Source organism: Anabaena sp. UHCC 0204 (genome assembly GCF_009711975.1).
Taxonomy (GTDB): Bacteria; Cyanobacteriota; Cyanobacteriia; order Cyanobacteriales; family Nostocaceae; genus Dolichospermum.
In genome coordinates this window covers 296,930-311,480 of the sequence record NZ_VIKW01000001.1, presented here as the reverse complement: position 1 = coordinate 311,480, position 14,551 = coordinate 296,930, and the positions used below count along the sequence as shown (strand labels likewise).

The 14,551-nt window shown below is 40.1% G+C and carries 11 protein-coding genes; 9 read left to right on the top strand and 2 right to left on the bottom strand.

Going from position 1 to position 14,551, the window contains the following annotated elements:
• Window positions 1-574: 574 nt before the first annotated feature.
• The 3 genes from FJR04_RS01405 to murI all read left to right on the top strand — a co-directional run bounded on the left by FJR04_RS01405 (window position 575) and on the right by murI (window position 5,523).
• A complete protein-coding gene (locus FJR04_RS01405; protein ID WP_168491077.1) occupies window positions 575-2,476 on the top strand; it encodes an N-acetylmuramoyl-L-alanine amidase in 1,902 nt (633 codons plus the stop codon).
• A 217-nt stretch (window positions 2,477-2,693) separates the two neighbouring features.
• Window positions 2,694-4,562, top strand: coding sequence for an N-acetylmuramoyl-L-alanine amidase (locus FJR04_RS01400; protein WP_168491075.1), 1,869 nt, complete (start codon window positions 2,694-2,696; stop codon window positions 4,560-4,562).
• Window positions 4,563-4,665: 103 nt separating this feature from the next.
• Window positions 4,666-5,523 carry a glutamate racemase gene (gene murI, locus FJR04_RS01395; RefSeq protein WP_168491074.1) on the top strand — a complete coding sequence of 286 codons (858 nt, stop codon included), beginning with the start codon at window positions 4,666-4,668 and terminating at the stop codon, window positions 5,521-5,523.
• A 76-nt stretch (window positions 5,524-5,599) separates the two neighbouring features.
• Here the strand turns inward: murI and FJR04_RS01390 are convergent, their stop codons facing one another.
• Window positions 5,600-5,797: a hypothetical protein gene (locus FJR04_RS01390; protein WP_168491182.1), complete on the bottom strand. Its 198-nt coding sequence runs from the start codon at window positions 5,795-5,797 to the stop codon at window positions 5,600-5,602.
• An 839-nt stretch (window positions 5,798-6,636) separates the two neighbouring features.
• Here FJR04_RS01390 and sds point away from each other — a divergent pair.
• Window positions 6,637-7,608, top strand: a complete 972-nt coding sequence (gene sds, locus FJR04_RS01385; RefSeq protein WP_168491072.1) for a solanesyl diphosphate synthase — start codon at window positions 6,637-6,639, stop codon at window positions 7,606-7,608.
• Window positions 7,609-7,672: 64 nt separating this feature from the next.
• On the opposite strand, the gene FJR04_RS01380 is transcribed toward sds, so the two are convergent.
• A complete protein-coding gene (locus tag FJR04_RS01380) occupies window positions 7,673-8,146 on the bottom strand; it encodes a hypothetical protein (protein WP_168491180.1) in 474 nt (157 codons plus the stop codon).
• A 214-nt stretch (window positions 8,147-8,360) separates the two neighbouring features.
• Here FJR04_RS01380 and hetZ point away from each other — a divergent pair, with 214 nt between their 5' ends.
• The 5 genes from hetZ to gmk all read left to right on the top strand — a co-directional run bounded on the left by hetZ (window position 8,361) and on the right by gmk (window position 14,525).
• Window positions 8,361-9,548 carry a heterocyst differentiation protein HetZ gene (gene hetZ / locus FJR04_RS01375; protein WP_168491070.1) on the top strand — a complete coding sequence of 396 codons (1,188 nt, stop codon included), beginning with the start codon at window positions 8,361-8,363 and terminating at the stop codon, window positions 9,546-9,548.
• A 191-nt stretch (window positions 9,549-9,739) separates the two neighbouring features.
• Complete coding sequence (locus tag FJR04_RS01370) at window positions 9,740-10,516, top strand: PatU (RefSeq protein WP_371418241.1); 777 nt, start codon at window positions 9,740-9,742, stop codon at window positions 10,514-10,516.
• Between the two features lie 265 nt (window positions 10,517-10,781).
• The gene (locus FJR04_RS01365) at window positions 10,782-13,100 is read left to right on the top strand and encodes a DUF3488 and DUF4129 domain-containing transglutaminase family protein (protein ID WP_168491064.1); all 2,319 of its coding nucleotides are present in this window, start codon (window positions 10,782-10,784) and stop codon (window positions 13,098-13,100) included.
• 315 nt (window positions 13,101-13,415) lie between these two features.
• A complete protein-coding gene (remA, locus tag FJR04_RS01360; RefSeq protein ID WP_015080662.1) occupies window positions 13,416-13,682 on the top strand; it encodes an extracellular matrix/biofilm regulator RemA in 267 nt (88 codons plus the stop codon).
• Window positions 13,683-13,925: 243 nt separating this feature from the next.
• Window positions 13,926-14,525: a guanylate kinase gene (gmk, locus tag FJR04_RS01355; RefSeq protein ID WP_174763492.1), complete on the top strand. Its 600-nt coding sequence runs from the start codon at window positions 13,926-13,928 to the stop codon at window positions 14,523-14,525.
• Window positions 14,526-14,551: the final 26 nt, after the last annotated feature.

The following is a 14,551-nucleotide window of genomic DNA, read 5'->3' as shown; positions in this document are numbered from 1 at the left end:
TGACAGTCCTAGAAGCCTTTTATTGCTATAACTTTATCTGCTGGAGTTTTTACATTGCTAGATCAGAGGATGTGGGAAAAGTCTAAGATGTCATCATGACAAATTATACCTATCTTCTAGCTTTTCAAACATCCTCTCAGGAGATTGGAGGAAACTTCTTTAATCCAATCTCCGTCCGTTGTGGATATTAACATTCTCTAACCTTCATAATGAGTATAATTGCTTCCGAGGAATGTTCCAGAAAAGAATTAATATAGCAATATTACTGAGTAAATTCACTAACTTTTCCGTTAGCTCGATCAATTTTTCATTCTTACTAGCTTTGATAATGCTTTGTATTCTGATTTTTGCTCAATGCAGTTTTTATCCGTTGTTGTGAGGGAGTATAACCCGCCAATTTCTGTCAGTATTTGACAGTGGTGGGTCTTTTTTATGAATTTAACGATTAATTTAGCTAAAGAGGAAGAGCAGGAATGAGAAAAAGCGGTGATAGGATGACAATTTACTAAAATTTTGAGATATTAACTAATTTGATATTCACTATTTCTATAAACGTCAATCAGGAGAAAAAACTATGAAATTACACTGGTTATTACCCAGTACATTTGGTACTGTACTCATGCTATCTTCGCCAACTTTAGCTGCAAAATTGGAATCTTGGCGATTTGATCGTAATCAAAACCTCCTAGAAATTAATACTAATGGTAGTGTCCAACCAGAAGCACAACTTGTTTTTAACCCTACTCGGCTAGTAATTGACTTACCGGGTGTGCAATTGGGACGTTCCCAGTCAAATCAAAATATAGGAAGAGGAATTCGGGAAATTCGCATTGGCCAGGTTGATGAAAAAACAACCCGAATTGTTTTAGAACTGAGTCCTGGTTATAGCCTAGATCCTAAACAAGTGAAATTTGTTGGTAAGAGTCCCAATCGCTGGACTGTACAATTACCAAAACTAGAAACAGAGCCAACCTTATCTTCCCCAAATAATAATAATAATAATAATTACAATCTAGTTGCCATAGATTCCCAACCCAAACCTGAATTTACACCAATTGCGCCAACCGCTAATAGTAATAGGGGCGCAAATCAACTGGAAACACCAATTGCGCCAATCGCTAATAGTAGAAGGGGCGGAAATCAACTTGAAAGTTTACAAACTACCGGGGATGGCTTTTTTCTGCGTACTAATGGTACTAAACCGCAAACAAGAATAATTAGAAGTCGTGATCAGACTACTATCTTTCTCGACATTCTAGATACAACTTTATCGTCAACTTTAAATCAAAGAAATTTAGCAGTTAATAGACATGGTGTAGATCGGATTGAATTTACGCAATTAGGAACAACACCAGCATCTGTCCGGATGACTTTGAGAGTAGATAAAAATAGTCCTGACTGGCGAGTGACCTCAAGTAGTAGCGGTTTAGTTTTACTTCCATCTAGGCGGGTTGCTAGTTCACCAGAAAATGATAATGTTCCTACAACGAGAGTGAATAACGATTCTCCAGCCACAATTCAGTCTGTAGAACTCGTTAATAATGACACACAACTATTAATTAGAGCCGACCAAGCGGTGTCTGCTACCAGCGGTTGGGATAGAAGTTCTGGTTTATTTCGCATCACTATTCCTAACGCTAAGTTGGCCAATCAGGTCAAGGGACCTAGTTTTGATAGCAGTAGCCCCATTCTCAGACTCCGTTTGCAACCCCAACAGCCCAATACTGTGGTGATTTTGGTTCAACCGGCATCAGGTGTGACACTAGGCGCACTTAACCAAGTGGGAGATAAACTTTTGGCTCTACAATTGCAACGATCTCGTCAGAGTCAGATTAGACCACCAGTTAGTTTACCTCCCTTATTACCACCAAGACAAACATTGCCTGATGCTAATCAAAGACAGCCACAAATAATTCCCAGACCTTCATCTCCTAGAGGGAAATTGGTAGTGATGATTGACCCTGGACATGGTGGTAAAGATCCGGGTGCAATTGGTATTGGTGGACTACGTGAAAAGGATGTTATTTTACCAATTAGCCAAAGAATTGCTGAAGTTTTGGAAAGAAATGGTATCCAAGTAATTATGACTAGGGATTCTGATTACTTTGTGACTTTACCAGGACGAGTAGCAATGGCAAAACGAGCTAATGCTGATGTATTTGTCAGTATTCATGCTAATTCAGCAGGTGCGAGTCGTCCAGAAGTGAGCGGGTTAGAGACATATTATTACCAAAGTGGTCTAAGACTAGCTCAGATTGTCCACAATAGAGTTCTGCAAAGTCTGAATGTCAGAGATAGAAAAGTCCGGAAAGCTAGATTTTATGTCCTCCGTCAAACTTCTATGCCTTCAATTTTAGTAGAAACGGGTTTCTTGACTGGTAGAGAAGATGCAGCCAGACTCAGGAGTACAGCTTATCAAAATCAAATGGCCGATGCGATCGCTCAAGGCATTATCCAGTATTTAAGATCCAGATAAATAGTAATTTTTAATACTCACTATCTGCCATACCTGAAAAATAAATTTTCACAAAACAATAGAAACACTAAATTTTTATGCTACGATTTTACGCCATTAGCCTTGTCTTACTACCACCAACACAACCATCTTTTTCTTGATTAAAGTCACAATTGAGGTGGTGATGGTATGAAGATTAGCCAATATGTTCAGATGTTGCAAATCAGGAGACAGGATTGTGAAACTACATTGGTTAATGCCTAGCACTTTTGGCACAATCTTCATGCTATCTTCCCCGGCTCTAGGAGCAAAATTAGAATCTTGGCGTTTTGATACTAATCAAAACCAGTTAGAAATTAATACATCCAGTGCTGTCCAACCCCAAGCCCAACTGATTTTTAACCCTACTCGGTTAGTAATTGACTTACCGGGGACTGAATTGGGTCGTCCGCAGTTAACTCAACAGATTGGCGGAAAAATTCGCGCCATTCGGATTGGCCAGTTTGACAAACAAACAACTCGCGTAGTCATAGAACTTGCTCCTGGTTACACCCTAAACCCTAACCAGGTCAAATTTGTTCCCAGGACAGGTAAACGCTGGATAGTAAAATTACCACAGCCAGAAATTTCTAATCAAGATACTGAAGAACCATCAATACCTCCTATCTCAGATCAATCATCTGATTTAACGCCAGTCTCTAAAAATATTTATAACGTAGTTACAACCAATCGGATTACCCCATCTCAACCAGAAATATCAGCAGGGTTAATTCAAATAGAAAAATTGCGCGTCACAGGAGATGGGTTTTTCATTAATACCAATGGTGGTAATCCTCAACTACAAGTTAATCATAGTCAAGATCACCGCTCCGTTAATATTGATATCATTGGTGCAGCTTTATCACCAGATTTGGAACAACGGGATTTATTGATTAATCGCTATGGTGTCCGTCGTATCCAATTTAACCAATTATCAAGTAGGCCATCTGCTGTTCGCATGACCTTGCAGTTAGATAATACTAGTCGCAATTGGCAGGCGATCGCTAGTGGGAATAACGGTTTCATTGTGCTACCTGAACGGGTCGCTAAATTACCTAATGATACTCCATCCTCTGTACCATCCCTGAGTGATTCCCCCTCCATGATTCAATCTATAGAAATCGGGGGAAATGGTACACAACTATTAATTAGAGCCGACCAAGCCATATCTGCTACCAGCGGCTGGGATAGAAGCTCAGGTTTATTTCGTATCACTATTCCTAATGCTCAGTTAGCCAATCAAGTCCAAGGACCTACGTTTAATACCAATAGCCCTATTCTGAAAGTCCGTCTCCAACCCCAAGATTCTAATACTGTAGTTGTGCTAGTTCAACCTGCTGCTGGTGTGAGCTTTGGGGTACTCAATCAAGTGACGACACAATTATTAGCCTTACAGTTACAAACTAACCTCCGCGCTCAACGTCCTGGAATTTCACCTCCCATACCGCCAATACCACCAATAGATTCCTCACGTATTAACATAGATACTCCTAAAACAAGATTCCAGCCACGTCTACCAGTCCCTAGAGGGAAAGTTTTAGTAGTTCTTGATCCGGGACATGGCGGTAAAGATCCTGGCGCTCCTGGACTGGGTGGACTCTTAGAAAAGGATGTAGTTCTCCCCATTAGTACAAAAGTAGCGAGAATTTTAGAAGAAAATGGCGTACAGGTTGTACTAACGCGAGATGCTGACTTTTTTGTAGAACTCCAAGGACGGGTGGATATAGCCAAGCGTGTCAATGCTACTTTGTTTGTCAGTATTCACGCTAATTCTGTGGATAATAGGCCTGATGTCAATGGGTTAGAAGTATATTATTACGATAGTGGTTATGGTTTAGCAGAAGCTGTTCGTCAGAATATTCTCCAAAATATCGGTACCCTGAAAAATCGAGGCACTCGTAAAGCTAGATTTTATGTTCTTAGAAAAAATTCTATGCCGGCTATTTTAGTGGAAACAGGTTATATGAGTGGTCGAGAAGATAATCCCCGCTTAGGCTCACCAGAATATCAAAGTCGTATGGCTGAAGGAATAGCGAGTGGTGTTCTGAATTATTTAAAACAAAGGTAATAATCATCCTTTGTCAGTTGTTTTCTGTTTTTCTTTACCACTGACAACTGACAACTGACTACTAACCACTAACCACTAACCACAATCTAAATTAATATTTCCTGTGCATTCAACTTCTATTTTTGATAATCATTTTGATACTTTCTCCTCTCAAGAACCTCAACGCGCTCCTATTGGGGTATTTGACAGTGGTGTAGGTGGACTAACCGTACTGCGACAAATTTATCAGCAGCTTCCCAATGAATCCATTATTTATGTGGGGGACACAGCCCGCCTTCCTTATGGTATTCGCTCCCAAACCGAAATTTTACAATTTGTCCGGGAAATCCTTCATTGGATGCAGCAGCAACGGGTAAAAATGGCAGTTATGGCTTGTAATACTAGTTCTGCTCTGGCATTAGATATTGTACGTCAAGAATTTAATTTCCCTATTCTAGGAGTGATTTTACCTGGAGCGAAGGCAGCAGTACAGCAAGGACAGCGGATTGGTGTGATTGCTACTCCAGCTACTGCTCAAAGCAATGCCTATCGCCAAGCTATTTTAGAAATTAACCCTAATGTTCAAGTGTGGCAAGTCAGTTGTCCAGAATTTGTGCCACTAATTGAGCAAAATCGCATCCATGACCCTTATACTACGGAAATAGCCAAAACTTATCTAGAACCTTTGCTGCGCCAAGAAATAGATACTTTAGTCTATGGTTGTACTCATTATCCTCATTTATCGCCAGTTTTGCGATCGCTCCTACCGTCTCAAGTCAAACTCATCAACCCAGCAGTTCATGTTGTGGCTGCTTGCTCTCAAGAGTTAGATATATTAGGAATTAAAAATACTCATCCACCAATGCCCACCCGCTTCGCTGTCAGCGGTTGTCCTCAACAATTTACCCAATCTGGTTTGCACTGGTTGGGCTATACCCCAATGGTGGAACAGGTATGTTTTGCTGACGCTGTTGTATCTTAATCCAGGAGTCAGGAAGTAGGGGCGCAAGGCCTGCGCCCAGTCAGGAATCTCCCTGCTCCCTGCCAGAAAGTTCCTTTCATTGACTATTGATAGCTTCAGAGACATTTGCTGTTAATACTCTTTCCTGTTTGTACTTATCCGAAACAACATTAGAACCGCTTTGAATAATACCTTTCTTGCCTGTTCGTTTTGCTAATGCTAATAATAAGTACACGCTAAATAAGTATCCAGCGGCTAAAATAAATATCATCATAGGCATATTTCCGTAAATCATTTTTCCACCATTTTTGATTGCTAAGGAATATGAAATTGCATACAAAACTTGCAGAACTATAGTCAATCAAGCACATTCTTGATAGCTGTAGTTAGCTATAGTGATCTGCCCAGTAGAAACCAATGTTCTCTGGTCAATCAATCAATTTATTTTCTTTAATATGACCCTTGTCAGGCTATACATCAGACAGCAGTAAAAATATTGCTAAACAGCAACCTTTAACTGCACTCATCAGCAATTTACCTAGCCTGCGTTATTGACTCCTCACCAATTTAATTAAAGCTACGCTAATACTCAACGGTATTAAATACGTTGAGCTTCTTCCATTACTGGACAAGCATAATTCAACTCAGTCGGTACGGTTGCCGCACGAAAGTCAGGAATAATTTCCATCTTCTTTTGGCGACGAGCTATTTTTGACTCACAACACTATTATGTAAAATCACTGAATGGTGGCTTTACTGCGGAAGTGAATAATCTGAAAAATTTAATATTCCTAAGTCTTAGCGTAACACAACAGTCTTGAATTTGAAGCTAATTTCTAGACTAAAATTTAAAAATTTTTCGATGTTCATAGCTCATATCCGTTCCTCAAGAATAAATGTAAAAATAATTACATTTTTATGGAGTATTTACGTATTTTTTACTCATACTAATAAATATCAATTAACGTAAATTTAAAAAACATTTAACAATAACATATTTTGAAGTAAAAATCTAAAGAATTTGATAAATATTAAAAATCAGATTCATCAAGGAAAACTTTGTGCTGACACTGGGTTATCTTAAAATTAAAGAATATGTAAACTTTCGTAACCTAAGCCAGAGTCCGCCCATCCATGACCCCAGCCACCTCCCTGTTTACCCCTGTGGAAGCAGACCTGCAAATACTAGCAGATAACCTTAAACAGCTAGTTGGAAATCGCCACCCCATTCTTTATGCCGCCGCCGAACACTTATTCGGTGCTGGGGGAAAGCGCATTAGACCTGCAATTGTACTGCTTGTATCGCGGGCAACCATGCTAGACGAAGATATTACCGCACGTCATAGAAGACTGGCAGAGATTACAGAAATGATCCACACTGCCAGTTTGGTACATGATGATGTAGTAGATGAGTCCAATGTCCGACGTGGTGTACCTACCGTTCATAGTTTGTTCGGTAATCGCATTGCTGTACTGGCAGGGGATTTCCTCTTTGCTCAATCATCTTGGTACTTAGCGAATCTCAATAACTTGGATGTTGTTAAACTCCTTTCCGAAGTAATCATGGATTTAGCTGCCGGAGAAATCCAGCAAGGGCTGAATCGTTTTGATGCTAGTCTTTCTACGGAAACTTACCTGCAAAAGAGCTATTACAAAACCGCCTCATTAATTGCCAACAGTTCTAAAGCTGCTGGATTAATTAGTGAAACATCCCTAGAAACTGCCGAACACTTGCACAGTTATGGTCGTCATTTGGGTCTGGCCTTCCAGATAGTAGATGATATTCTCGATTTCACTAGTTCGACAGATACCTTGGGTAAACCAGCCGGTTCTGATCTCAAAAGTGGCAACCTCACAGCACCGGCGTTATATGCCTTAGAAGAAAAACCTTACTTGGAAGCTTTGATTGAAAGAGAGTTTGCCCAGTCAGGGGATTTAGAGCAGGCATTGGCACTAATTCATGATAGTCAAGGTATCCAGAGAGCTAGGGAATTAGCTGCTCACCACGCTAAATTAGCCACGGAGCATATCAGCATTTTAGAACCTTCAGAATCACGGCAAGCACTAATGAATTTGACTGACTATGTACTAAGTCGGCTCTACTAAAAAAATTTAGATTGATTTTAGATTTGGGATTTGGGAAATTTAATATCCGAAATCCCAAATTTGTTTATGCGATGTTGGGAGGAATAGTGCGAGTGCCTCTAAATTCTTGTAGTTGTTGCCCAATCAGCTTTTCTAATTGAGTACGACGCACTTCTACAATATTAGTGATAGTTCCTGGTGTTTCGATAAAAACTATGCTGTGTACTGGTTTGAGGGCTATTAATTGAAACAGAATCCGGGTAACATACATGGGGGTTGGCAGCAAGTGAGGGTCACGCCCAGCATCTGAGATTAGGGAAACATCCTGTATGGTAGGGAAAGCGTAAATAACTTGCTTTTCTATTCCTGGATTTGCGCGATTGCTCAATGTAGTTAAAACCCAATCCTTCTCAGAATTTTGGAGAATAAAGTATTGGTAGTGGCGTAACTTTTGAGCGATGGCGATTAATACAGGAGCGATTGATACCATAAGTTGTGGTGTCATACCGTCCTGGGGTGCATTGTCTATCAGCAATTGAATTTGTGCTTCTAAATCCATCATGAGTTGTAAATGACTTTTGGGTAATGGCTAAAACATGAATGAGGAAGATCCAACAAAGTTGATATCTACAAGTTCAAATTTTTTGGCTGCCACATCCTCAATGTAAATTGGTTTGCGTTTGGACTACATACAAAAACCATGAAGCTAATATCCAAAAAAGTCTGACAAGTCGTGTCCAAAGTATGTTAGGGTCTTTTTGAGAACTGGGACTATGAATTCAACAGCAATCGCAACTACTCAGGGGAAAATTTCTATCAGCGTGGAGGTCATCTTTCAATTCCTATTTAGGGAACTTCAACAGTCAACAAAGGCTTCCGAGCAAAATTGTCACGATGTATCTGTGAGAATTACTAACGAAGTCTTGCGGATTTGTAATGAAAGTAAACGCATTCAAACTTCCGGGTCTGTAGAAAGTTCAGCAATGAGCCTAGCTAAACATCGGTTACAACAGTGTATCCGTTACTATCAGTTAGGTTCAAACCGTGGACGTTTAGAACTACACAGCACTTTGAGTGCTATTATTTACCGTTATATTAATCCCCCTCATAAGCAATTAAGCTATCAAGGGCGGTTGACTATCATTGAAGATTTTCTACAGAGTTTTTATCTGGAGGCTTTAAATGCTTTTAGAAGGGAGAACCAATTAGGTCCTACCTATCGCCCCCAGACTCTATTGGAATTGGGAGAATATATGGCATTTACCGAGCGATATGGTAAGCGTCGGATTCCCCTTCCCGGAAGACAACAACAGTTAATCATTCTGCGAGCGCAAACTTTTTCCAAACAGCAACCTCCAGAAACAAGTGTAGATATAGAACAGGCATCGGAAGGTAGTAGTGGTGAGTCTGACGGTTCGTGGGAAGAGCCGGCTATTCAACAATTGCGTTCGACGATGGCAACGCAACCCGAACCAGAAGAAGATACCCTGCGATCGGTTGTAATTACAGAATTAATAGATTATTTAGAGGAAAAAGAACAATCTGACTGTGCTGATTACTTTGCTCTTCGTCTTCAGGATTTATCAGCACCAGAAATTGAGGCAATATTGGGTTTAACATCCCGGCAGCGTGATTATTTGCAGCAACGGTTTAAATATCATTTAATTCGCTTTGCTTTATTACATCGCTGGGAGTTGGTTCATGAGTGGTTAGAAGTTTCTTTACCCACTAATTTGGGTTTAACGCCTATTCAATGGGAAACTTATCTAGCCCAGCTAGATGATAAACAAAAATCTATCTTAGATTTGAAGCAACAGGGAAAACCTGACGAACAAATAGCCAAGATTGTAGGCTTGTCTATGGCGCAATTACAGAAACGGTGGTTTAAGATTCTGGAACAAGCTTGGGAAATTCGTAACTCCTTAGTGTCCGGATCTAGTGCATCTACCCATGAATGGTGACTCAGAATCCTCATAAAATTATCAACTTGCTTGGGTATTGAAAAATTACAAATTCAACACTTACGGGTATACGTTGTTAGAATGTGAGGAAATTGACGGGGTAAATATTTATCTCAAGATGGTAGCCGTTTAATGGTGAACTAAGCTTGTGAGAAAACCCCCAAACCTTTCAATTGGGAGAAATTCCTACTGTGCAAGAACGTTTCCAAGCTATTATTAAGCGTCGTTTACAAGGCGAAACAGAAAAAAATCCACCTTTGTTCCCCTGGGAAACACAATTGGTAGAATATCCTGATTGTGTAGAAGAACAATCTCTAGGATTAGTTCCTGTTTGGGGGTGGACTGTTCACCAATCTAAACTGAATTTGCCTATTCCTCTGCCGGAAAAAGTTTTTTGGCAATTGTTAGAAAAATGTCAGGTGTTGCTGACATCTTCCGTACCCCTGGGAGCTAAATTAGTTCAGGTGGTGGAAAGTATGTTTCCGAGTGATGCTCAGGCCATTAATGATTTGGCTGGGTTAGTGCTGAGAAGCTCTTATCGTTCTGCTGATACTCTGTCAGCTATGCCTAATATTGAGAGCGATTATTTTGATTTATTACCACGACAACAAATGGCGTTGTCATTAATGGCAGCCAAGCAACTGCTAGAAAATTTAACTTTGCCTATTTCATCTACTCAACCATTGCTAGAAAGACAATGGCTGACTACTGTGGGGACACTGAGTATTCGGGTAGAATTATGGAGTTTAGGTACATCTACAAAGCTAACTGTTCAGGGTGATTTACCTACACCTGGAATTTTACAGCTTCAAGGTAATCATCCGCAACAAACTGTAACATCTGTAATTTCGGAAATGCCAATTATCGAGTTACAAATTGATCAGATTCAGCCAACTTATACTTTGACAGTTGAGTTCCCGGAATTAGATCAGCAGCCTTTATTGTTGGCTATTCAGGTCAAAATTTAAGGCAATTACTATTCCTGGGTTAGATGGGAGTCATGGCAACAGATGTATAATATATTTGATTTATTTCCTGGTTTTAAAACTTAATTCTCTTGTCAAAAGAGGATAAACGATATTAAGGGCGAACTGAATGCCTTAGCTATGAGCAGGACACTTGTACTCTGTGGGAGTATAAAGCTACGATAGGGGGGAGTTGAAGACAAGGTGATAGTTTTCATACCTAGCATTGTGTCCGCAGCGTCTACATCATAGCTTTGCTTACCTAAAAATGTTTAATCTATCCAGGATGAATCGGTTTAATTACTGGCCAAAAACTATAGGAAAATCACCAGTAAAAGAGGTAGAGGATTCAATTCCTTTACGGGTGTTAGTGCTAGGGTTGGTCGTGTTGGGGGTTGTGGCTACGGATATTGCTGCTGAAACTCAATTTAGTTTGTGGACAATCCCACTGACTATGGTGGGTACAGCTTGGAGTTATTACCGTCGCCGAAGTTCTAATATTCCTATCCAGTTTTGTATTGCGATTGGGATGTTATTGGGTTTAGGTGCTTTTTTTGGACGTTTTATAGGAAATTGGCATGATACTCGGCTGAGTTTGGCTGAGTTATTGATTCAACTGCAAGTGCTACACAGCTTTGATACTCCCCGTCGGAAGGATTTGGGTTATTCCATTGTGATTGGGTTAATATTGGTGGGTGTGGCGGCGACGTTGAGCCAAACTATGGCGTTTGCACCGGTGTTGCTGTTATTTTTAGCGATCGCTCTCCCCACTTTAGTTCTAGATTACCGTTCACGATTGGGATTCAAGCAATCCATTGCTGAAAAATCTCGTAAAAAGAATAATTCTAATTTCAATTTTAAAGTTCTCATTTTAAATTTTTTATTGATTGTGGCTTTAGGGCTGGGAATTTTTGCAATTTTACCCCGGTTTCCTGGTTATCAGCTACGATCTTTTCCTGTGAGTGCGCCGATTAAAATCCCAGACAATTTCACAGGACGCAATATTATTAACCCCGGTTATGTCCGTGAAGGTAGGGGTAATGGGGAAGGAAATGGTAGCGGTAGTGGTGGAAATGCTGGTGAACCAGGAACATTAGACAATAATTTTTATTACGGTTTTAATAGCGAGATGAACCAAAACCTGCGGGGGGAAATGAAACCCAAGGTGGTGATGCGTGTGAGATCGCAAGCCGAAGGTTTTTGGCGAGTTTTGGCTTTTGACCGTTATACAGGTAAAGGCTGGAAGATTTCCCGCGATGATCAGGTAACGACCCTAAGACAATCATCTTGGACTTATCGCATTTCTATCGATCTCCCACCTTTTATGACTCGAACAAAAGAGGTAGTACAAACTTATAATTTGGTGTCGGAGTTACCTAACCTAATTCCGGCGATGTCCTATCCCAAAGCTTTGTACTTTCCCACACCAATGATAGCTGTCGATCAAGAAGATGGTTTACGTGCGCCAGTACAGTTATCAGAAGGACTAACATATACAGTAGTTTCCGAAGTTCCCTACCGCGATCGCTCTTTGTTAGGTAAAGCATCCACTAAATATCCAGCCAGTATTACCAAATATTACCTCCAAATCCCCCCAGAAATTGCCGATAAAGTCCGCAAAAGGACAGAAGAAATTCTCGCAATTTATGATCAACAACGGGTTTCCCGTTCTCCAGAAACAAAAACCCTAGATTCAACCTACGAAAAAGCTCTTTATTTAGCCCAGTATATTAAGCAAAATTACTCTGTACCTACAAATCCCTTAGACCTACCATTTTTTGATGAAAAGGATGACTTAGTAGAAAGTTTTTTATTCAAAAATAAAGGCGGTTATCCAGACCATTTTTCTACTGTATTAACAGTGATGTTGCGTTCCATTGGCATTCCAGCCCGATTAGTAGCGGGATTTGCCCCAGGGGAGTTTAATCCATTTACAGGAATGTATGTTGTCCGTAATACAGATGCTTATGCGATGACAGAAGTTTATTTCCCTAGATATGGTTGGTTTACCTTTGATCCCATTCCTGGACATCCCTTGATTCCTCCTTCGATAGAAGAAGATCAAACTTTTACTGTGCTGCGACAATTTTGGAATTGGGTCGCTGGTTGGCTACCTTCACCAATTACAGCTATTTTAAATACTGTATTTGGGGCAATATTTAGTTGGTTATTCAGAGGACTAGCTTGGTTTTTAGCTTTATTTACTAAGGGTTGGCTAGGAGTATTAACAGGTTTAATTATTGGCACAATTGCCGCATTCTTAGCTTGGTTGGGTTGGGGACAATGGCGCAAGTGGCTTAACCTGCGTTGGTTAAAGAAATTACCCCCAATGGAAAGACTTTACCAACAAATGCTACAATGGACAGCTAACAAGGGTTTAAGGAAGCATCCCAGTCAAACACCCCTAGAATATGCTCAGATTTCACACCAATATCATTCCCCAGAAATAGCTGAAATTATAGATGAAATCTGTCATGCTTATGTGAGTTGGCGTTATGGTAGTAATAGTCCCAATTGGCAACAATTGCAACAAAGATGGCAAAGAATTCAAAAAACAACTAATACCACCAGCCAGAATTCAAAATAGTTGAGACAGACTTTCCAGCCTATGGCAGGGGGCAGGGAATAGGGAACAGGAAGAAAGTTTTGGGCGATTTTACTTTTCTCCACACATTTTGGTTATCTCACATCTACCTACTTCCTGTTGCAATAAATGTGTTTGCGCCTATATCATAGGGAATATTTTTAGTAAATTTGGTTGATAATGCAGCTAAAAAAAGCATTTGCTATGAAAAAACTCAGGCTGACGTAGTGTAATTCGTTGTAACTCCCATTCTTTAGGGATAACATGGGAATAAGTTTACTACAAGCTTTTCATTTTTCGTTTAGCTGCAATTTTTCTATGGAAATTCAATTAATCAATATCGGGTTTGGTAATATCGTCTCTGCCAACAGAGTAGTTGCCATTGTTAGTCCAGAATCCGCTCCCATTAAACGGATTATCACCGATGCGAGGGACAGAGGTCAACTGGTTGATGCTACCTATGGACGACGAACTAGGGCGGTGATCATCACTGATTCTAGTCACGTCATTCTCTCAGCGATTCAGCCAGAAACCGTAGCGAATCGGTTTGTGATTTCCCGTGATCATCATGTTGTAGATAATTAATCAGAGGATTTGCACCAGATTGGCCGTACCATGTGAATTAGACTGGTTTTCTGTCACCAGTGCTACAAATTCTTTAGTCTTTATACCAATTTGAAAAGTCAGGATGAGAAATGGCAGCCTATAAAGCTTACACTGTAGGTATTTTACAATTTAAAATCCAAAATTTAAAATGGTATTAGTTGTCTGAGCAGCTAAAATAAGACTAATGAATCATTAATATTGATTAATTCACTTCTTTCACGGATAATGCAAGTTTTACCTATCTATAATGGTGCAAATACCGAAGAATGCCCGCCTCTGGGCAAGTTAATTGTTTTAACCGGTCCGAGTGGAGTCGGGAAAGGTACTTTAATGAATGAAATTCTCCAGCGTTATCCAGAATTACATTATTCAGTATCTGCAACGACTCGTTCTCCACGTCCGGGAGAAATCAATGGTAAAAACTATGACTTTATCAGCCGGAGTAAATTTGAACAATTAATTACTCAAGGTGAATTTTTAGAATGGGCGGAATTTGCTGGTAACTGTTATGGTACGCCTCGTGAAGCGGTGCTGAGGCAGATTCAGTCTGGTAAGTTGGTGGTGCTAGAAATTGAACTAGAAGGAGCAAGACAAATCCGTTCTACCTTCCCTAGCGCCCTCAGCATTTTTATTTTACCACCTTCATTTTCAGAATTAGAAACCCGGATTCGTGGACGGGGACAAGACTCGGAAGAAGCTATTTCTCGTCGTTTGCAACGGGCTGAAGAGGAAATTGCTGCTGCTAACGAATTTGATATAAAAATTATCAATGATGATTTTGAGCAAGCTTTGAAGGAAATAGAGATAGCGATTTTTGGATAAGGACAAGAAATTGAAAATTTTTTGTT